23 protein-coding genes are annotated in these 26,787 nt (G+C 45.9%); 10 read left to right on the top strand and 13 right to left on the bottom strand.

Going from position 1 to position 26,787, the window contains the following annotated elements:
• Positions 1-167: 167 nt before the first annotated feature.
• Positions 168-3,137: a 3-coathanger stack domain-containing protein gene (locus GVN20_RS28050; protein ID WP_166561519.1), complete on the bottom strand. Its 2,970-nt coding sequence runs from the start codon at positions 3,135-3,137 to the stop codon at positions 168-170.
• 387 nt (positions 3,138-3,524) lie between these two features.
• Here GVN20_RS28050 and GVN20_RS28045 point away from each other — a divergent pair, with 387 nt between their 5' ends.
• Positions 3,525-4,166 carry a DUF1080 domain-containing protein gene (locus tag GVN20_RS28045; protein ID WP_166561518.1) on the top strand — a complete coding sequence of 214 codons (642 nt, stop codon included), beginning with the start codon at positions 3,525-3,527 and terminating at the stop codon, positions 4,164-4,166.
• 13 nt (positions 4,167-4,179) lie between these two features.
• Positions 4,180-5,523, top strand: coding sequence for an FAD-binding protein (locus GVN20_RS28040; RefSeq protein ID WP_166561517.1), 1,344 nt, complete (start codon positions 4,180-4,182; stop codon positions 5,521-5,523).
• Between the two features lie 121 nt (positions 5,524-5,644).
• Here the strand turns inward: GVN20_RS28040 and GVN20_RS28035 are convergent, their stop codons facing one another.
• Entirely contained in the window at positions 5,645-5,971 is a 327-nt protein-coding gene (locus tag GVN20_RS28035) for an iron-sulfur cluster assembly accessory protein (protein WP_114069641.1), read from the bottom strand.
• Positions 5,972-6,150: 179 nt separating this feature from the next.
• Between GVN20_RS28035 and GVN20_RS28030 the strand changes: the two genes are divergently transcribed.
• Complete coding sequence (locus GVN20_RS28030) at positions 6,151-7,215, top strand: ferredoxin--NADP reductase (protein WP_166561516.1); 1,065 nt, start codon at positions 6,151-6,153, stop codon at positions 7,213-7,215.
• A gap of 45 nt (positions 7,216-7,260) precedes the next feature.
• A complete protein-coding gene (locus tag GVN20_RS28025; protein ID WP_166561515.1) occupies positions 7,261-7,710 on the top strand; it encodes a GNAT family N-acetyltransferase in 450 nt (149 codons plus the stop codon).
• A gap of 97 nt (positions 7,711-7,807) precedes the next feature.
• Here the strand turns inward: GVN20_RS28025 and htpG are convergent, their stop codons facing one another.
• The 3 genes from htpG to GVN20_RS28010 all read right to left on the bottom strand — a co-directional run bounded on the left by htpG (position 7,808) and on the right by GVN20_RS28010 (position 11,929).
• A complete protein-coding gene (htpG, locus tag GVN20_RS28020; protein ID WP_166561514.1) occupies positions 7,808-9,646 on the bottom strand; it encodes a molecular chaperone HtpG in 1,839 nt (612 codons plus the stop codon).
• A gap of 129 nt (positions 9,647-9,775) precedes the next feature.
• Positions 9,776-11,563: a MutS-related protein gene (locus GVN20_RS30075; RefSeq protein ID WP_166561513.1), complete on the bottom strand. Its 1,788-nt coding sequence runs from the start codon at positions 11,561-11,563 to the stop codon at positions 9,776-9,778.
• A gap of 66 nt (positions 11,564-11,629) precedes the next feature.
• Entirely contained in the window at positions 11,630-11,929 is a 300-nt protein-coding gene (locus tag GVN20_RS28010; protein ID WP_114069652.1) for a muconolactone Delta-isomerase family protein, read from the bottom strand.
• Positions 11,930-12,144: 215 nt separating this feature from the next.
• Between GVN20_RS28010 and GVN20_RS28005 the strand changes: the two genes are divergently transcribed.
• Positions 12,145-12,663 carry an acyl-CoA thioesterase gene (locus GVN20_RS28005; RefSeq protein ID WP_114463510.1) on the top strand — a complete coding sequence of 173 codons (519 nt, stop codon included), beginning with the start codon at positions 12,145-12,147 and terminating at the stop codon, positions 12,661-12,663.
• A gap of 4 nt (positions 12,664-12,667) precedes the next feature.
• Here GVN20_RS28005 and GVN20_RS28000 read toward each other — a convergent pair whose 3' ends face one another.
• From GVN20_RS28000 to tyrS, 5 genes are all read right to left on the bottom strand, one after another.
• Positions 12,668-12,961: a putative quinol monooxygenase gene (locus GVN20_RS28000; RefSeq protein ID WP_166561512.1), complete on the bottom strand. Its 294-nt coding sequence runs from the start codon at positions 12,959-12,961 to the stop codon at positions 12,668-12,670.
• Positions 12,962-13,026: 65 nt separating this feature from the next.
• On the bottom strand, positions 13,027-13,809 hold the full coding sequence (locus tag GVN20_RS27995; protein ID WP_166561511.1) for an enoyl-CoA hydratase/isomerase family protein: 783 nt from the start codon (positions 13,807-13,809) through the stop codon (positions 13,027-13,029).
• Positions 13,810-13,864: 55 nt separating this feature from the next.
• Positions 13,865-14,503 (bottom strand): hypothetical protein, encoded by a 639-nt coding sequence (locus GVN20_RS27990; RefSeq protein ID WP_229599217.1) that lies wholly within the window; start codon positions 14,501-14,503, stop codon positions 13,865-13,867.
• Positions 14,504-14,604: 101 nt separating this feature from the next.
• On the bottom strand, positions 14,605-16,059 hold the full coding sequence (rpoN, locus tag GVN20_RS27985; RefSeq protein WP_166561510.1) for an RNA polymerase factor sigma-54: 1,455 nt from the start codon (positions 16,057-16,059) through the stop codon (positions 14,605-14,607).
• A 226-nt stretch (positions 16,060-16,285) separates the two neighbouring features.
• Positions 16,286-17,590, bottom strand: a complete 1,305-nt coding sequence (gene tyrS, locus GVN20_RS27980; RefSeq protein ID WP_166561509.1) for a tyrosine--tRNA ligase — start codon at positions 17,588-17,590, stop codon at positions 16,286-16,288.
• 69 nt (positions 17,591-17,659) lie between these two features.
• Here tyrS and GVN20_RS27975 point away from each other — a divergent pair, with 69 nt between their 5' ends.
• Positions 17,660-17,839 carry a hypothetical protein gene (locus GVN20_RS27975; protein ID WP_166561508.1) on the top strand — a complete coding sequence of 60 codons (180 nt, stop codon included), beginning with the start codon at positions 17,660-17,662 and terminating at the stop codon, positions 17,837-17,839.
• A 121-nt stretch (positions 17,840-17,960) separates the two neighbouring features.
• Complete coding sequence (gene guaB, locus GVN20_RS27970) at positions 17,961-19,433, top strand: IMP dehydrogenase (protein ID WP_166561507.1); 1,473 nt, start codon at positions 17,961-17,963, stop codon at positions 19,431-19,433.
• 22 nt (positions 19,434-19,455) lie between these two features.
• Here guaB and GVN20_RS27965 read toward each other — a convergent pair whose 3' ends face one another.
• Positions 19,456-20,307: an AraC family transcriptional regulator gene (locus GVN20_RS27965; protein ID WP_166561506.1), complete on the bottom strand. Its 852-nt coding sequence runs from the start codon at positions 20,305-20,307 to the stop codon at positions 19,456-19,458.
• 254 nt (positions 20,308-20,561) lie between these two features.
• On the opposite strand from GVN20_RS27965, the gene GVN20_RS27960 reads away from it, so the two are divergent.
• Complete coding sequence (locus GVN20_RS27960; protein ID WP_166561505.1) at positions 20,562-21,818, top strand: sugar MFS transporter; 1,257 nt, start codon at positions 20,562-20,564, stop codon at positions 21,816-21,818.
• 39 nt (positions 21,819-21,857) lie between these two features.
• On the top strand, positions 21,858-23,375 hold the full coding sequence (gene treA, locus GVN20_RS27955) for an alpha,alpha-trehalase TreA (RefSeq protein ID WP_166561504.1): 1,518 nt from the start codon (positions 21,858-21,860) through the stop codon (positions 23,373-23,375).
• Between the two features lie 88 nt (positions 23,376-23,463).
• Here treA and GVN20_RS27950 read toward each other — a convergent pair whose 3' ends face one another.
• Together GVN20_RS27950 and hisB are read right to left on the bottom strand one after the other, a co-directional pair.
• Positions 23,464-23,844, bottom strand: coding sequence for a DUF3127 domain-containing protein (locus tag GVN20_RS27950; protein ID WP_166561503.1), 381 nt, complete (start codon positions 23,842-23,844; stop codon positions 23,464-23,466).
• Positions 23,845-24,186: 342 nt separating this feature from the next.
• The gene (gene hisB, locus GVN20_RS27945) at positions 24,187-25,308 is read right to left on the bottom strand and encodes a bifunctional histidinol-phosphatase/imidazoleglycerol-phosphate dehydratase HisB (protein ID WP_166561502.1); all 1,122 of its coding nucleotides are present in this window, start codon (positions 25,306-25,308) and stop codon (positions 24,187-24,189) included.
• A 93-nt stretch (positions 25,309-25,401) separates the two neighbouring features.
• On the opposite strand from hisB, the gene GVN20_RS27940 reads away from it, so the two are divergent.
• Positions 25,402-26,745, top strand: coding sequence for an amidohydrolase (locus tag GVN20_RS27940; protein ID WP_166561501.1), 1,344 nt, complete (start codon positions 25,402-25,404; stop codon positions 26,743-26,745).
• Positions 26,746-26,787: the final 42 nt, after the last annotated feature.

Here is a 26,787-nt window from a genome sequence, read left to right as displayed (position 1 = left end):
GGTTTTGATTTTTTGAAGGGACTTACTTCCTAATTAAACATAATAAATGAAAGAATGACCTAAATGAGTGGTAGTGAGGCTCATTTGGAAACGTGTAAATTTTAACAATCATTTAATAATCCATCACTGGGAGTACTTTCTGCCCGCTTTCGGGGATGATTTAACATTTAATAACCGCATCCGTCAATATATGCTTTAAAAATACTGCCCTTTTGCGCTTCAAAACCCGGTTGAAGAGTGACCGATTTTCCCGCGTTGAACAGTACATTTGTGCTAGTTGAAACCGTTGTTGGCCCACCGTTTTGAGTGACAATTGTTGTAGCTGCGTCGTATTTTCCAGTGGTGATGGTTCCTAACACAAGGCGTGTATCGGGGCAGGGAGGAGAAACGCCCGTTTCCTGAATGAGAATGTTGTCCAAAAACAGCCGATTGCCCCATCCGCCCACATCCTCAAAGACCAACTCTAGGGTTTTTCCAGCATAGGCTGATAGATTAATCGTTTCTTTGCGCCATTGGCTGCAATCTGCAGGGGTAAAAAGCCCTGTTTGGTCGGGAGCGGTGGCCAGCGTACTTCCTGATTTATCATAAAGAAGTTGTTGGGTTCCGTCGCACGAAATGCCCCAAACCCTAAGTTTATCGAATTTTACAGCATCATAACGGGCATAGGCTACTTCAAAAGTAAGGCTGGCAGAATCCATGTTGGAAAGATCAACAAAACGTTTGAGTCGGTCTACCTTTCCAGTATTATCGGCGGCTCGGTTATTGATTACGGCAGCGTTGGCATGACAGGTGTTACTTTCCGTAGTCCACACAACGGCATCGTTGTCAAGGTTTTGGTTAATCCAATGGGTTAAGCTGGCAACAAACTGCTCATTTACAGGCTCAGCAATATGCCGTGCCGCGTCGGTAGGAAAAGCATCGTAAATGTCTTTGATGCCGTCGTTGTCGCGGTCGATTCCTTTTACGTAATTCAGTAGGGTAGTCAAAGCCTGCGGGGCATTGGCGGGTGAGGGTGAGCCAGCTTGGTTCAACGTGCTTTCGCCGTGACAGGACGTGCAAGTTCGTACTTCACCTGCTTTGGTGCTTATCCATAACCGTTCCCGTACAATTCCCCTATTGTTGACGTCGGTTAGTTGCCAAGTCAGGGCGCGTTTGGCGGGTACAATCATGGCGGCGGAGCCGTCGGGATGGATATTGGCACTGCCTTGGGCACCGGTGGTTGGCGGATTGTAAACTACGGACGTGGGGTCATGCAAAAACTTGGCAATGCCTCTTCGCCCGGGTTTGGGTGTTGCCATTCCGCCGATACCGCGCAACAAATCGTTTTGTAAAAATTGGAGGTGTTTTACTTCATAAACAGGGGAGGGGCTGATTGGATTGATGGTTTGGTGGGCGCTGCCCGACACCTTTAAATTAAACGGTTGTTGTTGGTCGGCGTCGTCCCGGCTGGTCACGTCACGGATGGCAAGGACGGATAGGTTATTGCGACGGAGAAATTTTTGAAAATCGTGCAAATTCACGCCCGCCGCCGCAAAAAGTGCCTGCTCAGAAGGGGCAACGGTTTGCAAATGGAGGGTAGGCGTTGTTGGACGAGGGGTAACTTTTACTTCTACTGGGTAGGTTTCCCAAAGTACTCCTGAATACGTCAATAACTCATCGGGGCTCCACCAAGATACGGTTTTGGTGATGCCCGCTCCCGTCAAAGCCGTGGCCGAGGCTTTAAAATAGCTGCCAGTGGCTTCCAAAAGACGAATGCGATAATCGTATTTGCTGAGCGGAGTGCCAGGAGAGCCTATGTTTTCATCGTAATCTGTTGCGTGTGAGTGCGATACAATGACCTGTCCATCCGAAAGCGGCAGGGGAGTGCGATACATACCGCTGTGGTTTGCGCTCGGTGTTTCGTCGGGAGAGCGCGTGTCTGGGTGCGTAACGTAGGTAAAAGTAATTTGTTCGGGGTGCATTCCGGGCGGTGCGTTTACTTTTACCACCATTCCTGAGGCGTGTGTTCCAAACTCGGGGGCTTCGATTCCGTAATAAAGACCGGGCGTGACGGGGGATTCGCGAATATGAAACATCGCCCGAATCGGCGTCGGACTGATAGGCGTGTAGAAATCGTGTAGATTGGGGTCATTGGTAAAATTTTGGGTCATATAATTCCCCATTTCGTGCCGGCCCAAGTGGTTGAGCATTTCCATTTCGGTGCCGTCTTCGTTCATCATCCAAGGATTGAAAATATTGAAGTTTTGGGGATTGGTATTGGCCCACTGTGGCAGCGAAAGTAAATCGGTTCGGCCAGGACGCGGCTCAGGGAAGATTTCTACGTCGGGTAAAATAGACGATTTGGTGGCGTTGGCGGTTTCGTCGGCGTAGTTAAAAGTGCCGTAACCTGTGTTGTCGATGATGTCTGCATCGGCCTGTTGGTCGCGCTGAAGGTGGTCCCACCGCGTGAAGATGACGCGCCCAGCGTGGTCAATGCTTGGCGTAAAATCTCCCGATGGCGAATGAGTCAACATTTCGAGCCCGTCGGTCATCGAACAAGCATTGGGGTCGAGCCGCCAAATCCCCGACACAATGGGGGAAGATTCGTATTCGTCGTGCTGTGGATACAGGTGCGCAGCCCCGCCGAGGGGCATATCTGTCGTAAAAAGGATGCGGTCGTCGGTGCCATAAATCGGCTGAATGTTGTTGTAGCCCACTGGTTGGTTGGGCACGAGCGTAATCACAGGGTTATCATTTTTACCTAACCCCGTAATCTCGTATAACTTCCAACGGTAGCTCTGAACCTGATAACGGGCCGTAGCCGAGCCGATAACCATGCTGAACACTGCTTTGGTGCCACTCCAATGCACAGATGGGTCACGTACTGCAATAGACGTAGCGCCCTGCATTCCCGTTTGCCCGTAACCTGCCGTTTGGGTCAGATTCTTCAGCGAGCCGTCGGGATAGCGAATATAAAGGTCGCCGCCTCGCGGGGCCGAAAAGGTGCTTGCCTGATGATTGCCAAAGGTCTCTAAGCTGGTGGCAAAACCAAACGGTTGAGGCACTTGGGTACAAAACAGAATGGGATTGGGCAAGGTTTGGGCGCGGAGTAAGAGGGAAGAAAGGGAGAATACCGCTAAAAGGAAATGTGTTTTCATGGCTAAACAATAATTAAAAAACATGGAAAAATGAGTATTGTTGCCAATAACCGCTGGTGAGCGTGGCTTTAAAATGCGTTTGCCTTGGGCAAAAAAGTAGGGGAGATATTCGGAAATAAACCGCAGGTTTCAGGCGGTGAAATCGTAGAAACTGACTACTAAGCAAAGGTATAGATAGTTTGTATTAATTTCCCAACCGTTTAATCGAAAACCATGGCTGTCATTGTTTTACCATTAAAGTTGTTAAAACCTGGATATTACGCCAAGAAAGCAGAGTTTGTTTTGCAATCTTGTTGATTTTGGAAACAGCGAGTTGTTGCAATCTCTCCGGAAAGTAGATAAAGCCCAAATTGCCTTTAAAACAATAGATAAAACAAGGCATCTCTCATGGCAAAGTATCTCCTGATTTTTTCACTAGCGGGTATCCTTACCCTTACTAACCTTTTTCTGATTCCATCCCAAAAAACGGTTCGGCTGTTTGATGGTAAAAGTTTTAAGGGCTGGGAAGGCGATACCATCACTACTTGGCGGATTGAAAACGGGGCGCTTGTGGGTGGCTCGCTCGTGACCAAAGTGCCTCACAATGACTTTCTTTGTACCCAACGTAGCTTTTCGAATTTTATCTTGAAACTCAAATTCAAATTGTCGGGTACGGAGGGTTTTATCAATTCTGGAGTACAGTTTCGCAGCAAGCGATTGACCAATCCCGCCTACGAAATGATTGGTTATCAGGCCGATTTGGGAGATAATTATTGGGCAAGTTTGTACGACGAATCAAGAAGAAATAAAACCTTGATTGGCCCAGATGCTGCCCTCGTTAAAAAAATATTGAAGCCCGGGGCTTGGAATGACTTTGAAATTCGGGCCGAAAATCGCCGAATCCGTATCTTTTTAAATGGTCAGCAGACCGTAGATTATACCGAACCCGACGAGAGTATTCCGCAATCTGGCCTGATTGGGTTGCAAATCCACGGCGGCGGAAAAGCGGAAGTGGCTTATAAGGATATAATTATCCAAGAACTACCTTAACCTAACCTCTAGCATGAACAAACGTACTTTCCTAAAAACCTCCTCTGTGCTACTTACTGGGACCATGTTGAATCACTTAATTTCGTGTAAAAAAGCCGAAGCCCGTACCAATTGGGCGGGTAACCTGACTTACAGCACCGACAATTTGCACACGCCAAAAACGGTGGCCGAATTGCAAGAAGCCATTAAAAGCTGTAAAAAAGTAAGGGCTTTAGGAACCAAACACTGTTTTAATAAAATTGCGGACAGTACCGAAAATCAAATTTCCACGGCAGAATTCAACAAAATTATTTCGTTAGATAAAGACAAGAACACCGTGACGGTGGAGGCGGGTATCAAGTACGGAGAATTGTGTAAATACTTAGATGACAATGGCTACGCCTTGCCCAATCTGGCGTCGCTGCCGCATATTTCGGTGGCGGGGGCGTGTGCTACGTCTACGCACGGTTCGGGAATCAAAAACGGCAGTTTAGCCACGGCGGTTTCGGCCATGGAAATGGTCAATGGCAAGGGTGAAGTGGTGACTTTGTCGCGCGACAAAGACGGAGATGAATTTTTGACCGCAGTGGTTGGCTTGGGCGCGATTGGCATTGTGACCATAATGACACTTGACCTGCAACCGACCTTCAAAATGAAGCAGGTTGTTTACCAAAATTTACCGATGGCGGAGTTGGAAAAAAACTTTGAGGCGATAATGTCGGGTGGGTACAGCGTGAGTTTGTTTACGGATTGGACCAAAAAGAACGTCAGCGAAGTGTGGATAAAAAGCAAAGCCGAAGACATGAAAGACACAGCTTCCACGTATTTTGGCGCAACCTTGGCTACCAAAAACCTCCACCCCATCGAAGCCCTCGACCCCATCAATTGCACCGACCAAATGGGCGTAGAAGGCCCGTGGTATGAGCGGATGCCGCATTTTAAAATGGGCTTTACCCCCAGCAGCGGTAAAGAGTTGCAGTCTGAGTATTTTGTGCCTTTTGAGCATGCCTACGAAGGCTTTATGGCCATTGAAAAATTGAATGAAAAGGTCTCGCCTCATTTGATGATTACGGAAGTACGGGCCATTGCCGCTGATGATTTATTTATGAGTCCGTTTTATAAAAAGACTTGTGTGGCGTTTCATTTTACTTGGAAACAAGAGATTCCTGAAGTAATGCAATTGTTGCCGCTGATTGAAGAAGCGCTTGCGCCGTTCAATCCACGGCCGCATTGGGGAAAACTATTTACTTTGAAGCCATCGGTATTGCAATCGAGAATCGAAAAATTGCCTGAATTCAAAGCCCTGATGGCCAAGCATGACCCCGATGGAAAGTTCAGGAATGAGTTTATTGAAACAAACCTTTTTGGCGAAGCGTAGAGGTGAAAGTCAGACGATAATCAGACTGGGCGAGGGCGTCAGATTTGGGCAAAACGGAACAAAAAAGACGTCGATTACTCGACGTCTTTTTTGTTGAAAGAGATATTGAATTCAGAAAAAGCTAGACGGCAAAACTTTCGCCACAGCCGCATGTACGGCTGGCGTTGGGATTGACAAACTGAAAACCTTTTCCGTTGAGTCCATCCGAGAAGTCCAATACGGTGCCCGCCAAGTACAGAATGCTTTTTTTGTCGACTACAATTTTGATGCCCTTATCGACAAACTCCATATCGGTGGGTTGTTTCTGAGAATCAAATTCGAGGTTGTACATCAAGCCTGAGCAACCGCCACCCTGCACACCCACCCGGATGTGGCTATCGTCGGGACGCCCTTCTTCTTTGCGCAATTCAAAGATTTTATCTTTTGCTTTATCAGTTACCGTGACCATTGTGTCTTATATTTCAGAAAAATAAATTTATTATTTACTACCCTTAAAAACCAATTCAAGGGTTTAAAAGTTTCAAATCAACAGGGATTCTTACGGTGGTTTTTGAAACTATAAAAGGTTGTTGGAAAAACAAATTGTAACTTTGAGGGTTAAAAAGCGAGAGCATATATTAAATACACATGTCAATAAAGTATTATCATCTGAAAGTAAAAGAAGTCATAAAAGAGACAGCGGAAGCCGTTACGATTGCGTTTTGGCATCCGTTGAGTGAAATGATAAAGTATAAGCCAGGGCAGTTTCTGACTTTGCTGGTGACCGTCGACGGGCAAAAAGTGCGGCGTTCTTACTCCATGAGTAGCTCGCCCCACACCGACACGGCCCCCGCCGTAACGGTCAAAAGGGTACCGGGTGGTTTGGTCTCTAATTGGCTCATCGACCACGTAAAAGTCGACGATTTCATTGAAGTGATAGAACCCATGGGGCATTTTATGGTGGAGCCAGATGCCCGCAACGCCCGCACTGTGGTGCTGATAGGCGCGGGGAGTGGTATTACGCCCTTGATGTCGATTGCTAAATCTCTCTTGAAAATAGAAGCCGAAAGTCGTGTAATACTCTTGTATGGCAACCGCGATGAATCTTCGATTATCTTTAAGTCGCAACTAGCCGAAATGGCGCAGCAGTTTGGTGCTCGGTTTGTGTTAAAATATACCCTCAGTCAGCCTGTAAATGGTTGGGAAGGCCATGAAGGGAGGTTGAATCGACCGCATATTTTGAAGTTATTGGAAGAAGTGGAAGACTTTGTTCCCACGGCGGCGGAGTATTATCTTTGTGGTCCAGAGGGGATGATGGTGGAAGCAAAAGAGGCGTTGTCATTGCTGAAAGTGCCCGACGAAAAAGTTCATAAAGAAAGCTTTGGAACGGCCCATACGGTGGGGGAGGTAGTGGAGCAGGACGACGACGGAAGCCTCAAAGCGCAGGAAATTACCGTTTTGTACGAAGGCAGTGAGTATAAATTTATAGTAGAGCCGCACCAAACGATTCTGGAAGCGGCGCTCGAACTCGACATTGACCTGCCTTATTCGTGTCAGGCGGGGATGTGTACGGCCTGCATGGGCAAATGCACTTCGGGCAAGGTGCACTTAGACGAAGACGACGGACTGACCAAGTCGGAGCTGGCGGCGGGCTATATTCTTACTTGCGTGGCGCATCCGTTGTCGAAAGATGTCGTGGTGGAAATCGAGTAACCCGGCACTTTTTTTGCCGTAATACATGAATTAACTGTTTTAAAGATGGATATTACGTTTCGCACCTATGAGCTCAGTGACCGTACCGAGTTGGAAGAAATTTTTTTACAGAACACTCCAAAGTATTTTGCCCCGGAAGAATTGGGGGATTTTTTGGAATACCTCGATATATTCGGCGACGATTATGTGGTGGCTGTAGTCGATGGCCGAATCGTAGGTGGCGGAGGATACTGGATTCGCTCTTCCGACCATCAGGGAGGGCTTTCGTGGGCATTTTTACGTCCCGATTTTCAGGGAACAGGTGTAGGAAAAGCCCTTGCGGTATATCGAATTGATCTGATTAAAGCCTCGGGTGGAGCCAAAATGATTTTGGTAGAGACTTCGCAGCACTCCTTTGGGTTTTACGAAAAACTCGGTTTTAAACTCCTTTCTCAACAGCCCGACTATTGGGCTCCAGGCATCGATTTGTACTCAGCGGTGTTGGAACTGGAGTAGATATGCTCCGACTAAGTCATTAGCAAATTTTTATCAATACAGAAAAAGCCGCGACGCACAATGGGTGCGTCGCGGCTTTTTTATAAAGAAGTGTGAATTACAATCTCGAAACGGCTTGCTGAACGAAGGCCGTCAGGTCGCTGCCCGACAACATTCCCTGCGACAATAGCGCCAAGTTGTAAGTGTGACGAATCAAGGCAGAGGCCTCTGATGGGTCAGGGGCGTTCAAGACTTTTTGCGTAACAGGGTGGTTGGCGTTGATTGCTAAGTTGAGCATCGTTGGCATGTCGCCAAACATTGATTTTTGTCCCGAAGTAGCCGCCATATCGTTCATACGACGAATAAACTCGGGAATCGTAATGACGACGGGCATTTCGTCCGTTGGCATGGCTTCAACCGTAATCGTGAGCTTAGGAGCACCGCCGAGGGTTTCTTCAAACAGCTTTTTAGCACGCTCTTCGTCGTCTTTTGAAAGTACACTTTCGAGCTTGATTTCTTTCTCAATCAGTTTATCCAACGTATCGGCATCGACACGTTTGATGCTGGTTTTCTCGATTTTGTACTCAATACCGTTGATAAAGTGTGGGTCAATGACGCTGTCAAAAATCAGTACATCGTAGCCGCGTTTTTGCGCAGATTGAATGTACGTATCTTGCTTTTGTACGTCGCTTGCATACAGCCACACTACGGTGCCGCCTTTATCGGTTTGATTTTCTTTGACTTTTTCGGTGTATTCTTCAAACGTAAAGTGCTTGCCCGCGAGGTTTTTAACGAGGCAGAATTCTTTGGCTTTTTCGCCAAATTTGTCGTCTGAAATCATACCGTATTTTACAAACAGTCCGATGTCGTCAAACTTCTTCTCGAAGCCTTCACGGTCGTTACGGAAGATTTCCGAAAGCTTATCGGCTACCTTACGGGTAATATATCCGTTGATTTTCTTGACGTTTGAATCCGACTGCAAATAACTGCGAGATACGTTGAGCGGAATATCCGGTGAGTCAATCACGCCATGGAGCAATTGTAAGAAATCGGGTACCACATCCTTTACTTCATCCGTGATAAATACCTGACGGCTATAGAGTTGGATTTTTTCCTTCTTGATTGAGAAGTCGTTTTTGAGTTTCGGGAAGTACAAAACGCCCGTAAGATTGAAGGGATAATCTACGTTGAGGTGAATCCAGAACAAAGGATCTTCGCTCATCGGGTGTAGTTCCTTGTAGAACGAAATGTAATCTTCGTCTTTCAGTTCAGAGGGTTGCTTGGTCCAGATTGGGTTGGGATTGTTGATGATTTTTTCGTCAAATTCAATCTCAACGGGCAAGAATTTGCCGTATTTTTCTAAAATCTCGTTGAGGCGGTATTTCATCAAAAATTCTTCCGAATCTTCGGCAATGTGCAGAATGATGTCGGTGCCTCGGTCTTCTTTTTGGGCAGGTTCGATGCTAAATTCCGTTGAACCATCGCAGGTCCAGCGAACGGCCTCGGAGCCTTCCTGAAAAGATTTGGTGATGATTTCTACTTCTCGCGCCACCATGAACGAAGAATAAAATCCCAGTCCGAAGTTTCCGATGATGTTGCCGCGCGTGTCTTCTTTTTCTTTGTATTTCTCCACAAATTCGGCGGCTCCCGAAAACGCAATCTGATTTATGTATTTCTTGATTTCGTCGGCCGTCATCCCGATACCTCGGTCGCTGATGGTAATGGTTTTGGCTTCTTCATCCAGTTTTACCGTTACTTTCAGCTCGCCCAATTCACCATTGAATTCACCGAAACCGGCCAGTTTTTTGAGTTTTTGGGTGGCATCTACGGCGTTAGAAACCAGCTCACGCAAAAATATTTCGTGATCAGAATAGAGGAATTTTTTGATAATTGGGAAAATATTGTCGGTATGAATCGACAATTGACCTTTTTCGGTCGCTGATGTAGTTGCTTCCATAATCAATGTTTAAGTGATTAAATGTTATGACGATTGACAACCGGTCAATTTTTATTCCAAGGCATAAATTTCTGACAGATTGTCAGAAATAAGCAATTCTACAGAAATAAGCGGTCATAAAAGGAAGTATTACTGAATCTCAATCCCAATTTGGCGCATCAAGGCCGTGGCGTTGAACTCCCGACAAACGCCCTCTTGCAGGCGATAATCGAAGTGAAGCTGACCGTCGGCAAACGTCGAATAGAAGCTATAATTGTGGATGTAATCATGCACCGACGACATCATCCCTAGTTCTAAATCGTGCGTAGAAACAAACCCTGAGCAGTGCAGTAAATGGAGTTGTCGAATCAAGGCTTCGGCTCCTTTGTGACGGTCGACCGAATTTGTGCCTTTCAGGATTTCGTCCAAAAAGTAAAAAACAGGGATATGGGATGATTTGGCGAGTTGCAGCAACGCTTCCAACCGTTTGAGTTCGGCATAAAAAGAAGAGGTGTTTTCTTCGAGTGAATCCTGCGTTCGCATACTCGTAAATACCCGAACGGGCGAGCACGTCAAAGCCGTTGCGCACACCGTAGAGCCTGCCAGTGCAAGTACCGTGTTGAGGCTTAGTGTTCGTAAAAAAGTACTTTTCCCCGACATGTTGGACCCCGTAATGATGGCCGTTTGCCCCACGTGGCTAAGCTCAAAATCATTACAAACCCTTTTGTCCGGATGTATTAGCGGATGCCCCGCCTGTTGTGCTTTAAATTCAAAGGATTCGGGAGAAATTTCCGCAAACGGATACTGAGGGTTGGCGTAGGAAAAACCCGCCAAACTGCACAAGGTCTCCATCTCGCCCGCTACCGAGAGCCACTTGGCAAGGTCGTGGCGGTGCGTTTTTTTCCAGGCTTCTAACTTCGTCATCCATTGCAAATCCCACAAAGATGGCAATCCAACGGCCAGCATAAAATAAGGATTAAGTCGAAAGTTGAGACTTTCGGTGACAGATGCGAGGGTGTCAATTTGTTTAGATGCGGTGGTGCTCCCCGATTGTAACTGATATTGAAGCTGTTTGAGTTTTGCCGACTGAAAAGGTTGATTTTCAATTTTTTTGAGTAATATACCTAGGGCTTTCAGGGTGTCTACGATTCCCTGAGATTGCTCCGCGTATGCTTTGACCGAAGGGTTTAATTTACTTAAAATAAAGCTGTGAAAACCTAACAAAAGTAGTACGACTGACCAAGGTATAAACCCTGCAAATGCCCCGATAATAAAGCCGATGGTGAGCAACGGCAGCCATCGGAGTTTTTTCCATCTCAGGATAGACTCATTTTCACCAGCTTGAAGCCAATGTTCCAAAAAATCAGTTGGCTCGGCAATTTGTTTTTCCAACCAGGCATTCGCTTCTAGTTCTTGACGCCAATCCAACAAGGGCGCAAGCTCTTTAATCGCTACCTGTCGCACCGCAATTTCGATGGGGTCGGCGGGGGCGAGCAGCCAATTGGCTAAAGTTTGCATCCCTACCCGCGTATGCGCGCGGTTGAGCAGCCTGAACAAAGAATGAGGCCCAAAAATATCGAGGTCGTTGCTATAAATGTGGTTTTTGATGGCAAACTCCTCACCCGTCTGTGGGCGAGAAAAACGCAGGGAAAGGCGCTCTGTTTCGTCGGCATTGAGGGCGGCCAAGGCGCGGTGCAGCTTCAGTTGATGTTTGGTAGCTTGATGCTTACGTAGAATAAATGCAAAAATGACCAAACCCACAACCCCCGCCGTGACGGGAATCCACAAAGAAAAAGTGAGTGATTGCCAAACGGCCACCATTGCCCCAATAAACACTATGAGGCGGATGGTCGAGAGTTGATTATAGGTTTTTTGAAAATCGTCAGCCTGGACTTTAAATTGAGCTTGACGATGGAGGAAAATTTCGGAAGGGGTCACGGCTGTTTTTGCCCGCAAAGGTAGCAATACCCTTTCGGATTATCAGAACTCTGGCGATAAAATGGCTTAATTCAGCGAATAAAGAGGCAGTTTTACGGCGGTAGCGGTATTGTTGAACATCAATTCGCTAATGGTCGCCTGCATATAGCCAATCAGCGGAAACTCGGCAATAATCTCCATCACTTCTATGTCATTTTCGGCTTTGATAACGCACCACAACTTGGAGCGGTCGGAAGCGAGTGAATACGATGTTATTTTCCCCTTTTCCATCAACTTATTGATTTTCAATCGTTGACGAGGGATTTTTGCGATAAATTCCTCCGTTGTTTCCTCAGGAAGAATAAACTCAACCATAAATTGGCTCATATTGGATGCAAGTTTTGGGGCGAATTATAAACTGCCTTATTAATCCACCTTGTATTGTTTAGGGCAAGAATACGTGGACTTCAACGTAACAGCCGTACGAATGAAATGGTTCGTATGTCTCTATTTGCTTCGTCAGAATTACGTTCGCAGACCGAAATAATCATTTATTTTTTTGTTGTTTTGCGTTGTCAACCACTAAAACCATTGAATTTTTCATGCCACTGCCCAGAAAAGCCAGCGAATCTCACACTATTATGACTGAAATGGTATTGCCCAACGATACCAATACCCTCAACAACCTAATGGGCGGGCGCTTGCTGCATTGGATGGATATTTGCGCGGCCATTACCGCCCAAAAACACGCCCACAGAACGGTCGTTACCGCTTCGGTAGATAATGTGTCGTTTGCTGAACCCATTAAACTCGGAAATATTGTAACGTTTGAGGCACAGGTAACGCGCGCTTTTACGTCTTCCATGGAAGTACACATCAAAGTAAGCGCGCAGAATCTTTCAGCAGGTGAAAAAGCCATTCATACTAACGCTGCTTTCTACACCTTTGTGGCCGTTGACCAAAGTGGTCGCCCGATTGAAGTAGCGCCCGTAATTACTGAAACCGAAGAAGAAAAAGAACTGTTTCAAAGTGCTTTGCGCCGTCGTCAGTTGCGGTTGGTATTGGCGGGGCGTATGAAGCCATCCGAAGCTACCGAGTTGAAAGCACTTTTTGGCGAATAAGCTATCAAACCGTTCCTATTTTTCGGGACGAAAAGGCCAAGGGCTTTTCAGAAAAAAGTACCTTGGTCTTTGCCCATGTTTCTTTGAATAATTCTGAATTACGGTAGTTGTTCAAAGCGGTAACATCATCCCAATGACTGTTGGTGATGAAAACGTTGGGATGATCATAATCACTCAGCAACTCAAGGTGGCGGCAGCCAGGCATAGCACGAATCTTGTGTTTTGAGCGGTCAAAAATGTCTAAAAATTCACCGACTTTTTCGGGCTGAAAAGTCATACGGACAATTCGGATAAGCATGTTTTGAAGAGGTTTTGAAATGAATACTTGGATTCCAGCTTTTCACTTCAGGTTTCTTTCGGCGTTTACTTTCCCCGATAAACAGCCTTTCTTTTCTGTAAAAACGCCATAATTCCTTCGGAGGCGTCGTAAGTACGGCTTAGGTCATCTTGACGCTCGGCTTCAAGTTCAAGCATTTGCTCCAGATTGGAGTTAATTGATTGATTAAGGACCTGTTTCATGGCCCCAATCGCTTTGGTGGGGGCATTTCGATAATAACTTACGACTTCGCTCACGACCAAATCCAACTCACTTGAGGGAACCGCCCGGGAAATAAGCCCCATCTGAACGGCTTCTACTGCCGAAACTTTGCGCCCGGTACTTGCCAACTCAAAGGCGCGTTGCATTCCGACCAATCGTGGCAAAAAGAATGTTGAGCCTGCATCGGGCATTAGGCCAATGTTGACAAAAATTTGGCTTAAATAGGCGTCTTCTGCGGCAATGACCACATCACAAGCGAGCGCTAAGGAGCATCCAGCCCCCGCTGCTACGCCGTTTAATCGGCAAATAACGGGCTTGGGAATGGAACGAATGGCCAGAATCATGGGATTGTAGTTGGTACGGAGTGAATCGCCCAGACTTTTAGCCCCTGCCATTCCTTCTTTTAAATCGGCTCCTGAGCAAAAGGCTTTTTCTCCCGCTCCCGTAATGACCACCACCCGGACGGTATCGTCTTCGGCAGCGGCATTGATTGCCGCCGTAACATCCTTTAATAAACCTGGGCTGAGGGCATTATAAACGTGGGGGCGGTTGAGAGTGATGCGAGCTACGCCGCCAAATAGTTCAAACAAAATATTGTCGAAGGTCATCGATAGGTTATTTATAGGATAAAGCAATAGTAAAACGTTGGCAACGAGAGGTTTGTTATACAAACCACCAAACTGTCACCAAACTTATAGAAACGCCCAAAAAAAGCCCAGCCGCCACTTGGGCAGGGGTATGGGCGTTGAGTTTGAGGCGAGCACTGATTAAAAATCCAGTCATCAAAATGAGGACAATGAACGAATACATGAGATTGGTATGACCAAATTTTACAATGATGCCCAACACCGCTCCCAACATCCCACCTATACCGACTGAATGGGCGCTGATTTTCCAATAAAGACTAATCAGCCCCACCATTCCAATTGAGACCGTAATACTTCCTAACACGATACCGATTTCGGGGGCAATTTCTGACAACGGTGGGATGCTGAAACTGAAAAAATAAGTAGCAAAAGCGTAAAAAAGTGTCGAAAGAAAATACGGAAGCCGACGGTCGGCCAAGTCATCCAAGTGCAGACTTTTGATGTATTTGGCACGATAGAGATAGTAAATTCCCAAGGAGGGTATCACAAAGGTAGTCATGCTGACAAACCCCAACAGGGTGATACGGATAGAAGGGGCGAGTACGTCGATACCCAAAACATCAGGTGCGAAAAAAAACAACAGGCCCAACAAGAAAGTGGGCATCAACAATGGGTGAAACAGGACAGAAATGACCTGTGCAAGGCGTGTATTCAAGGGTAGCGTAGGTGGTTATCTGTTACTGATTACTGTTTGGGTACTGCCAAACCTATCAGGGTGTAAAATTACACTATTAACAGATAACTACTACTAAATCTCTAAAGTTGCTTTCTCAATCGGGCTACTGGAATGTTGAGCTGCTCGCGGTATTTAGCCACCGTTCGTCGGGCAATGTTGTACCCTCGGTCGTTGAGGAGTTTTTCTAATTTATCATCAGAAAGTGGATTGCTTTTGGGCTCGTTTTCGATAAACTCTTTCAGTATAGATTTTACTTCCCGGCTGCTGGCATCTTCGCCGTAGTCGGTCGAAATTCCTTCGGAAAAGAAATATTTCAGGGGATAAACGCCAAACTCAGTTTGTACGGCTTTGCTGTTGGCCACGCGCGACACGGTCGAAACATCCATTTCAATTCGATTGGCTATGTCCTTCAGAATCATGGGCTTTAGGCGAGTTTCGTCACCGTCGAGAAAGAATTCATATTGGTAATTGACGATGGCGTTCATCGTCCGCTGAAGCGTATTCTGACGTTGTTTTATGGCATCAATAAACCATTTGGCCGCATCCAATTTTTGTTTGACGAAGGTTACCGTTTCGCGGATATGACGGTTTGTTTTGTCGCTTTTATCGTAGGTATCAAGCATATCGGCAAACGAACGGCTGATGTGCAGTTCGGGGGCATTCTTGGAGTTAAGATGTACTTCCAATTTGCCGTTTGTGTTGCTCACCCAAAAATCAGGTAATAAATAATGCGCTAGCCCATCTTCACCCTCTACCGATCCTGGTTTTGGGTTCAACTTGGTGATGAGATAAATCACATTTTTCATTTGTTCATCGTTGATGCCAAGCCGTTTTTGGATTTTTTCGTAGTGTTTTTTCGAAAACTCTTCAAAAAAGTCTTCAATTATCTTGATGGCAAACGTTACGTTGGGATCTAAAGGGTCTTTACGGTCCAGTTGAAGTAGCAGACATTCCTGCAAATTACGTGCTCCAATGCCAGGAGGGTCAAACGTTTGAATTTTCTTTAAAACGGTTTCAACTTCTTCAATGGTAGAATAAAAACCCTGTGAAAAGGCCAAATCATTGACAATGGCTTGCAACGAGCGACGGATGTAACCGTCGTTTTCAATGCTTCCCAACAATTGTAGACCAATAACGGTTTGGCGCTCATTGAGCCGTAAAAAACCGAATTGTTGAATCAAAGCATCATGAAGTGTACTCATCGTTGCAATCGGCATATCCCGATCTTCGTCGGGGTGGTTGCCGTCGCTGTACATTTTATAACCTGCGTATTCATCATGATGAAGATAATCATCCAGACTGATGTCGTCGCGGTGGTTATAATCATCAGCGTAATCATCTTCCGAATCGTTATTGTATTCATCTTTTGAGAGCATATCTTCTTCCATCCCTTCTTCCAACGCTGGATTAATCTCTAGCTCCTCTTCAATGCGCGTTTCCAACTCCGCCGTAGGAATTTGCAATAACTTAATGAACTGTATCTGCTGAGGCGACAGTTTTTGCTGTAGCGTTTGGTTTAGGCTTAATTTCTGCATGATACTAAAGGTTATAGAGATTGGCCATGCGTTTGTTTAGAAGATGATTTACTAACAAAATGACGTTCTCAATAGTCGTGCCAAATTTTTATAAATGTCGAAAATATTTTTTGTAAAAAAAGAATATACCCAATTTTTGTTGCCTTTTGACGTTGTTTTTTAATAAAGTGACAAAAAAAACGCCTCAAAGAGGCGTTTTTGAGAAAATATTTTTTGTAAAACTATTTTACTCTACTAAAATGAGGTGGTTTTTCTTCCCTTTTGAAACCAGTAAATATTTGTCTTGGAGCAACACAAAGTTGGGTTGAGCGTTTGCGTCGGTTACTTTGGTTTTGTTGATTCCCACCGCATTTCCCTGAATAGCACGACGAGCTTCACTTTTGGAAGGATAAATCTCATTGTGGGTCGTAGTAGACAATAAATCGGTAACAGACGCGCAATTTTCTAATTCACTCCGTTTGATAATGGTTTGAGGAACGCCCTCAAAAACGGATGTGAAGGTTGCCGCATCCATGCGTTGAAGGGTTTCAAGGGTGCCTTTTCCGTACAGCACTTCCGACGCCGCAATGGCCATCTCATAGTCGTGTTGCGAGTGAACACGTATCGTAACATCTTTTGCCAAGGCTTTCTGCATAATTCGTAAATGAGGCGCTTCGGCGTGTTGCTGTTCAAAGGTTTCGATTTCCTCTTTTGAATAAAGCGTAAATACCCGCAACAAACGCGGACAATCGGCATCCGTGCAGTTAATCCAGAATTGGTAGAATTGGAAAGGAGACGTCATGGATGCATCCAACCACACGTTGCCGCCCTCGCTTTTTCCAAATTTGGTGCCGTCGGCTTTGGTGACAAGCGGCGTAGTAAGCGCAAACGCCCGATGCTCGGAGGTTTCGTCGTTGTTGGATTCTTTGCGACGAATAAGCTCCGTACCCGTGGTGATGTTGCCCCACTGGTCTGAGCCGCCCATTTGCAGCCGAACGTGCTTGTTTTTGTATAACCAATAAAAATCGTAGCCCTGTAATAATTGGTAGCTGAATTCGGTAAAAGAAATGCCCGTTTCGAGGCGTTTCTTGACTGAATCTTTGGCCGACATATAATTGACGGTAATGTATTTTCCCGCTTCGCGTAAAAAATCTAAAAAGCTAATGCCTTTGAACCAGTCGTAGTTATTTACGATTTCAGCCGAGTTGGGGCCGCCATCAAAGTCGAGGAATTTTTCCAGTTGTTTTTTGATACACGACTCGTTGTAACGCAAGGTTTCTTCCGACAAAAACGACCGTTCGGCGGCTTTGCCCGAAGGGTCGCCGACCATGCCTGTGGCACCACCTACGAGGGCATAGGGCTTGTGGCCGCATAGCTGGAAATGTTTGAGCAACATAATGGTAGCTAAATTTCCAATGTGCAGCGACGAAGCAGTGGGGTCAAAACCAATATAGGCAGCCGTAATTTCTTTTTGCAATTGCTCTTCCGTCCCGGGCATCATGTCGTTGAGCATTCCGCGCCAACGAAGTTCTTCAATAAAATTCTTTTGCATTGTTGTCTTTACCATTGAAGCCGCAAAAATAATGGTATTTTACTATCTTTACTTAAAAATCAAGACGCGATGGTCAGCCTAGCATATTTGGTCGAAAGCATTGTGGGGCGTTTGGATGAAGAACAAGTGGTGTTTGTTTCCGCTTCGTGGTTTAATGATAATTATGATGACCTCAAAAGCAAGATTAAAATCGATGATTTTGAGATTGTTATGAAGGATACATATCACAAAGTAGGCCTGAATAAATAGCAAATCACTTTTTTATGTCTCTAATTCACTATTTTATTTTTTTGTTAAAAACAATTCAGATTTTACATTCCCAAAAATTTCTCATAATTTTACGCGGCAAATAACGAATCGTTTATTTGCTATGCTCTCAGACACAACTAAGTTCCTTTACGAAGCTCTAACGTACGACGACGTACTCCTCGTACCTGCCTACTCCGAAGTACTCCCGCGCGATACCAACACGCAATCACAACTTACCCGTCACATCCGTCTTAACGTGCCGCTGATTTCAGCAGCGATGGATACCGTTACCGAATTTCAGTTAGCCATTGCCATGGCACAGGAGGGAGGAATCGGAATGATTCACAAAAATATGAGCGTTGAAGATCAAGCCGCTCAGGTTCGTAAAGTGAAACGTTCTGAAAGCGGAATGATTGTTGATCCAATCACCCTCAACGAAGACGCTACCCTTAGAGATGCGATGCGCATCATGGCCGAATTTAAAATTGGCGGTATTCCTGTAGTTGACAAAAACAGTAAACTCATCGGAATTGTCACCAACCGTGATTTACGTTTTCAGAAAGATATGGCAAAAGGGGTTGCCCAAATAATGACCAAGGAAAACCTCATCACTGCTCGTGAGGGCATCAGCCTCGAAGAAGCCGAAAGCACACTTCAAGAATATAAAATTGAAAAATTGCCGATTGTTGACAAAGACAATAAACTGGTAGGATTGGTCACGTACCGCGACATCATCAAGCGCAAAGACCACCCCAATGCCTGTAAAGATTCCCTTGGACGTTTGCGCGTAGGGGCGGCGGTAGGCGTCACGGCCGACTTGATTCGCCGGGTGGAAGCGTTGCTTAAAGCGGGCGTTGATGTAGTAAGCATCGATACTGCCCACGGCCATTCGCTTGGGGTGATTGAGGCGTTGAAAGGTGTAAAAGCGCAATTCCCTAAATTGGACGTAATTGTCGGAAATATCGCCACGGGTGCGGCGGCCAAAGCATTGGTAGAGGCGGGTGCCGATGCCGTCAAAGTAGGTGTAGGGCCTGGCAGTATTTGTACTACCCGGATCATTGCGGGAATCGGGATGCCGCAGCTTTCAGCTGTTTATGAGGCAGCGAAGGCAATTGAAGGTACGGGCGTTCCGGTCATCGCCGATGGCGGTATTCGGTATTCGGGCGACGTAGTGAAGGCCATCGCGGGCGGCGCAAGTACCGTAATGATTGGCTCGCTACTGGCTGGTACAGACGAAGCACCCGGCGAAGAAATCTTATACGAAGGACGCCGCTTTAAATCTTACCGAGGCATGGGCTCAGTGGAAGCCATGGAAGATGGGTCTAAAGACCGTTATTTTCAAGATGCGGAAGATGACATCAAAAAGCTGGTTCCTGAAGGAATTGTGGGTCGCGTACCGTTTAAAGGCAAAGTGTCAGACATCGTCTACCAATTGGTAGGAGGACTGAAAGCCGGAATGGGATATTGTGGCGCCCCCGATATTGATGCACTCAAACAAGCCCAATTTGTCAGAATCAGCGCGGCAGGGATGCGCGAAAGCCACCCCCACGATATTCAAATTGCGAAAGAAGCGCCCAACTATACCACCAAGTAGGGAGCATAATTTTTCAAAACCATTATTTCTGCAAAGCCTTTCGGTATTCCGAAGGGCTTTGCAATTTGTGGGCCTTAAAAACACGATTAAAGTAGGCCACGTTTCCAAAACCACTTTCGTAGCCTATATCCGTAATGCTTTTGCCAGTCGAAAGTAGCCGACACGCTTGATTGACGCGATAGCGATTGACGAAGTCGGTAAAAGTTATGTTCATCATCTTTTTGAAATAATGACAAAAAGAAGGAACGGTTAAATGGGTAATAGAGGCAATTTCTTGAATATCAATGGGTTTTTGATAGTTTTCTTCAACGTATTTTAAGATTTTATTCAGACGAAGTTCATCTTTAGGACTCACTTCAAGTTTGATTCCTTCGGTATTTAATAGGGAAGATTCGGAAGTTGTGGCCAATATTTGAAGAATATTGACCAACTCCATCAACCGTTCAAAGGGTGGGAGGCCAAGTAGTTTTTTGAGCCGTTGTTTGACGTAAATTTTGGTATCTCCATGGAAGCACACTCCAAAATGAGAACGCTCAAAAAGCCGTTTTACGGCTTTCATTTCGGGCATTTCCAAAAAATGTTCGCCCAATAAATTTTCTTTTAATTGCACCACGATTTCTTCGTGCGGCCCTACGGCTTCCTGACCAAAGCCCGAATGCGGGACGTTGGGGCCGATAAACACCAAATCGCCGTCTTCATAATGGCTCAAATGCATTCCTACATGCCGGCGGCCAGAGCCGTTGAAGACACAGACAATTTCGTATTCGGGGTGATAATGGAATTGCCACCTGAAAAGCTCTGGCAAAACAACGTTGTGGAGGATGCGAAACGAGCTCCCTTCGTCGGGACGAATGACTTCAAATTCGGTTTTCATCGCCTGTGTTAAGCTATTTGTGCCAAAAATAGGGTAAAAAATCTTAATCTAGGATAAAAAGTGCGCAATAGAAGCCTATTTTTTTTTGAGATAAAAGTAGAACTTTGTCATGAAAAAATTGTCTTGGCTTTATCTCGCTTCCCTATGATGATTGAAGAGCGGGCTTTGTCCCGCTTCTTTTTTTATAAGCCTCCGACAACCCGTTTCGTATCTAGATTCCCAATTTCCACTTCCATCTTTTTAACCTAAACCCTATGCAATCGTATTGGAAAGTAAAGCTTTCGATTTTTCTGAATTATTTTGTTTTTGCCATTCTGCTCAATAGTGTCGGCACCGTCATTTTACAAGTCCAGAGTACCTACAACGTCTCCGAAACCTCGGCTTCTATTCTGGAGGCGTTTAAGGATTTAAGTATCGCAGGGGTGTCTTTTTTAATTGCTTCTTACATCAACCGATTGGGATATAAAAACGCCATGCTTGTGGCCTTGGGGTTCAATGCGCTTATTTGTTTGCTGATGCCATCCATTCATTCTTTTGGCATGACCAAAGTGGTTTTTGCGGTTGCGGGAGCAGGCTTTGCACTCATTAAGGTTTCGGTATACGGTACCATCGGATTGGTTACGGCCGACAAAAAAGAGCATATCAGCCTCATGAATTTTATCGAGTCGTTCTTTATGGTGGGTATTTTGGCTGGATACTTCTTATTCAGTGGGTTTATTGACGATTCTACCCCAACCGCTTGGCTGAAAGTATATTACCTCTTAGGAGGAATTGCCTTGGTTGCTTTTGTTTTGTTGTTGTCGACTCCGCTGGATGAATCATCGTTGAAAATAGATGCCTCCAAGCCTTTTACCGACGATTTTGCCGAGATGTTTCGCCTGATGATTCTGCCTTTAGTATTGGTATTTGTCATTTGTGCTTTTACGTATGTTTTGATAGAACAGAGCATCATGAGTTGGTTGCCAACGTTCAACAGCAAAGTGCTTCATTTGCCCAATGCGCTGAGTATTCAAATGGCAAGCCTGTTGGCCATTGCTACGGCCTTGGGGCGATTTTTGGCGGGAGTGTTATTAAAAAAACTCAATTGGCTATTTGTTTTAACGGGGTGTCTTGCCGTTTCGGCTGCTTTGGTGTTGGTCGCACTGCCTTTGGCCCAAAATGCCCCAACGAGTGGGGTAACGGGATGGGGGAATGCGCCGTTGGCAGCGTTTATTTTTCCCATGATAGGGTTGTTCTTAGCACCTATTTACCCAGCCATCAATTCTTTGATATTGAGCTCATTGCCTTTAAAAAAACACGGTCTGATGTCGGGTTTGATTGTGATATTTTCGGCATTGGGGGGAACCACGGGTTCGCTGATTACGGGCTATGTATTTGAACATTACGGCGGGCAAACGGCCTTTTACTTTTCACTGATTCCTATCGGATTGTTGATTCTAGCATTGATTTTATTCAGCCGTTTGCAGGGAAAAAACGCCACGGTCGAAATCAGCTCGGTGGGTGGACATTGAGCAAACATGGATTGTTTTTGTTAAAACCGTTGATTAAGAATGACTTTATCCGAAACTCAAATTGCAGACCGTGACCTTGCGGAAAACTTTCAGACGTTGTTTGATGTGGTGCAGCGCAGTTCTTTATTTTCCGACTCCAAGACGTTTTCGGACGCCATTGCCAAAGAGCCGTTGGCTCAGATTTTCGATAGTTATCATCGCCGAAAAAATGAAGCGAATTTTGATTTAAAAGCTTTTATTGAACAATATTTTATCCTTCCTACCGAACAAGTCATCGAATATCAAAGCGACCTTACTAAACCTATTCAACAGCATTTGGATGATTTGTGGGAGGTATTGACCCGTCAACCGTCCACCACCGAAGCGCAAGGCTCGCTCATTCCGCTTCCGTTTAGCTACGTGGTGCCGGGCGGGCGTTTTCGGGAAATTTATTACTGGGATTCGTATTTCACGATGTTGGGTTTGCAGGTTTCGGGGCGGGAAGCATTGGTCGAAAGTATGGTCAACAACTTTGCGCATTTGATTGATACGATAGGGTTTATTCCCAACGGAAACCGCACCTATTATTTGGGTCGGTCGCAACCGCCCTTTTTTGCCTTGATGGTCAATCTGTTGGCCGAAAGCAAAGGAGAACAAGTGTGGCAACATTATTTGCCCCAATTGCAAGAAGAATACGCGTTTTGGATGCGTGGCTACGAAGAATTGTCGCCTACCCTAATGGTAAAAAATCGCGTGGTGAGGCTGCCCGACGGGAGCATTCTGAATCGGTATTGGGACGATGTTTCGTTGCCCCGGCCCGAAGCCTACAAAGAAGACGTGGCATTGGCCGCGCAGGTGCATGACCAATCTCCCGAAGAAGTGTATCGACACCTCCGGGCCGCTGCCGAGTCGGGCTGGGATTTTAGCAGCCGATGGTTTAAGGATAGCCAAACCATGCAAACCATCCATACCACTGACCTGATTCCCGTTGATTTGAATTGCCTGCTGTGGTTTCTTGAAAAAAGATTACAACGCGCCTATGAATTAGGGGGAAATGTGCTTTTAGCCGACAGATATAAAGAAAAAGCAGCGCAGCGTCAGGCTGCCATTCAAGCTTTTTGCTGGAATGAAGCGACGGGGTTTTACTTCGATTATGATTGGAAACTAACCCGACAAAAAGATAACTATACTTTGGCGGCCGCCTTCCCTTTGTTTTTTTCTCTCTCCACCCCCGTACAGGCGAAACGGGTGGCACAGGTATTGGAAGAAAAATTTTTACAGAAAAACGGATTGCTGACCACGCTCCAATTTACGCATGAGCAGTGGGACGCGCCCAACGGCTGGGCGCCGCTACAATGGATTGCTTATCAGGGACTTAAGAATTATCAATTTGATGCCTTGGCCAACAGAGTCAAAAACAACTGGATGAACAACAATGAGACTTATTATGCCAAAACGGGCAAAATGATGGAAAAATACAACGTGCTGACGGATGATATTTCTGCGCAGGACGGCGAATACCCCAACCAAGATGGTTTTGGTTGGACCAACGGAGTGTATTTAAAAATGAAGGAGTGATGGCGAATCAGCGGAGAAGATTTTTTCGCTGATTTCTTTTGCCTTGGCAAATTTAATAGACAAACTTGCCAAGGCTTTGTACCGTTGATTAGAACGGCAAATTGTCTTCGTCGCCGCTTTGGAATGTAGAAGGGAGTTCTGTGGTAGGTCGTGCAGAAGTGCTACCAGTGCCAGAAGCAACCGGAGCCGACTCATAACCACCCGCACTGAGTGCATCAATTTTCCAAGCTTTAACGTCAGTGTACCAACGACCGTTGTATTCGCGGCTTTCCACGTCAAACGAAACGTTGACTTCGTTGCCCACCTGCAAAGCACTTTCGTTGATTTTGTCTCCCCACGCCGAAATACATATCTTTTTGGGATATTGTCCGTCGGTTTCAATCACAAAATCCTGCTTTTTCCACGTGCCGTTTTTGCCTTCACCCGTTTGTAAGGCCAATAGCTGAATGACTCTTCCTTTAATGTCCATGATTAGTATATCGGAACGCCGATGCGATTTAAAGTTGCTTATAAAAAAATGCGAGCCATTGGATGTTTCCAATCGCTCGCTCTTTTCAACGTACAAGGAGCATTTTCAGCTTTGTACGAATGTACCTAGTCTTTGAAGAATTTCTTGTAGTTACGCTCTTGGCCTTCCAAAAGACTTCCCACCCAAAACGCGATTCCAAGCAACACAACGTAAAATATAATTGTACCAATCGTTCTTAAGTCCATTATGTTGAATTTAATTTAGTGAAACCTTTTTTGTATTCCCTACAAAAGTAAGAATGTAAGGGCTTTCGCCCCAAACATAATGCGTTTTTTTTATGAATTATAAAACACCTTTGGTGGAGGGCAGTACATCCAGCGCTTTTAAGTCACGTTTTACCGCCATTTTGATGGCTTTGGCCCAGCCTTTAAAGATGGCCTCGATTTTATGGTGCTCGTTGGAGCCGCTGCATTGAATGTTGAGATTGCACAGGGCTGTGTCGGAAAAAGACTTGAAGAAGTGATAAAACATCTCTGTAGGCATTTCACCGATTTTTTCTCGTTTAAATTCGGCATCCCATACCAGCCAAGGGCGTCCAGAAAAATCAATGGCCACTTGCGCCAACGCTTCGTCCATCGGTAACAAAAAACCGTATCGACTGATGCCCCGTTTGTCGCCAATGGCCTTGCGGTAGGCGTCGCCAAGGGCAAGTGCGGTATCTTCGATGGTGTGGTGCTCGTCGATGTGGAGGTCACCTTCCACCGTTATTTTTAAATCTGCGCCCGAGTGTTTGGCGAGCTGGTCGAGCATGTGGTCAAAAAAACCAATGCCTGTATGGATGGTTGAATGACCGTTGCCGTCGAGGTTTAGTTCAATTTTGATTTGGGTTTCGCGGGTGTTGCGCTCTACCGAAGCAATGCGGGCGGGTAAGCGTAGGTGTTCGTAGATTTTATCCCAATCGGTGCTGACGAGCGTAATGGCGTCATTCAGTTCTTTGGGCAAATCTTTGGGCCATTCGGCGGCCAGAAAAATCGCTTTTGCGCCCAAATTCACCGCTAACTGTACATCCGTCAGGCGGTCACCGATGACGTAGCTGTTGGCCAAATCGTATGCTTCACTGAAATATTCGGTCAAGAGCGCCGTGCCGGGTTTGCGCGTGGGGGCGTTTTCGTGCGGAAAACTGCGGTCAATGTGGATTTTTTGAAACGATACTCCTTCGCCCTCCAGCGTTTGGAGCATTTTATTTTGGGCGGGCCAAAAAGTATCTTCTGGAAAAGAATCTGTTCCTAAGCCATCCTGATTGGTGACCATGACAAAACCAAAATCGGTCTCCTCGGCCAAACGCCGTAGATTGGAAATCGCTTTGGGTAAAAACGCCAGTTTTTCTAATGAATCAACTTGGAAATCGACGGGAGGTTCCACAATGATGGTTCCGTCGCGGTCTATAAAAAGAAGTTTTTGCATTACTCTCAATGGTTTAAACCGCGAATATCGAACATCCCATCCCGAATTTTTATAAATTGCCTAAAAATTTTGTTAACCTCAACTAATCACTTCATGAACAGACCTATCCTGTATAGCCTTGTGGCGGGATTGAGCCTTTCGACAGGCTTTGCCCAAAGCGGTCTCAAACCCGTTATTAATCAATCGGCCGACGCCATAGAAAGTAAAGTCATTGCGTGGCGTCGCGATTTGCACGAGCACCCCGAATTGGGGAATCAAGAGTTCAGAACGGCCAATATTGTGGCAGAACATCTGCGTAAATTGGGCTACGAAGTCCGTGAAAAAGTGGCGGTAACGGGCGTTGTGGCGGTTCTCAAAGGTGGGAAGCCTGGCCCAGTAGTGGCTTTAAGGGCCGATATGGATGGCCTTCCCGTGACCGAAAGGGTAGATGTGCCGTTCAAATCGAAGGTGATGACGGAATTTAACAACCAAAAAACGGGCGTGATGCACGCGTGCGGCCACGATAGCCACGTCGCGATTTTGATGGGAGTAGCGGAAGTGTTTGCGTCAATGCAAAAGGATTTGGCAGGCACCGTTAAACTTATTTTTCAACCAGCGGAAGAAGGCGTTTACACAGGTGGGACCTTTGGTGCCAACCGAATGATTGAAGAAGGAGCACTGGAAAATCCAAAAGTGGACGCTATTTTTGGGTTGCACATCAATTCGCAAACGGAAGTAGGTAAGATTCGCTACCGCCCCGGTGCTACGATGGCCGCCGTGGATCAGTTGACGATTAAACTCAAAGGCAAACAAACGCACGGCGCTTCGCCTTGGTCGGGCGTTGACCCCATCGTGACGGCTTCTCAGATTGTGATGGGATTGCAGACCATCGTAAGTCGGAATGTGGATATTACCGAAAACCCTGCCGTGGTCACTGTGGGAGCCATTCACGGCGGAATTCGCTACAACATTATTCCTGAATCTCTGGAAATGATTGGCACGATTCGGACATTCGGGGATGCCCAACAGGCGTTGGTCCATCGTCGTATCAAAGAAGTTTCTACGCACATTGCCGAAAGTGCGGGTGCAAAAGCCGACGTAGAAATTGGCATTGGTTATCCAGCCACGGTCAATGACCCAGCACTGACCGACAAGATGATTCCAACGCTTGAAGCTCTCGCGGGAAAGGAAAATGTGATAATCTCTCCCGTGGCAACAGGAGCGGAGGATTTTAGTTATTTCCAAAAGAAAATCCCGGGTTTCTTCTTTTTTCTGGGCGGTATGGCCAAAGGCAAAAGTCCTTACGACGTAGCCCCTCACCACACCCCTGATTTTTACATTGACGAAAGTGGCTTTACCTTGGGCGTGAAAGCCCTGAGTCATTTGGTAGTGGATTACATGGAAATGAACTCAAAACCCACACCCACAAGCGCAAAGTCGAAGAAAGTAAGCAAATAGCTTCTATTAGTTTTATTGATTTTATAAACAGTAAGAGCGCCA

This window comes from Runella sp. CRIBMP (assembly GCF_009905605.1).
Lineage (GTDB): Bacteria > Bacteroidota > Bacteroidia > Cytophagales > Spirosomataceae > Runella.
Note: the sequence above shows the minus strand (reverse complement) of the source record. Positions and strands in the feature narration are given on the sequence as shown.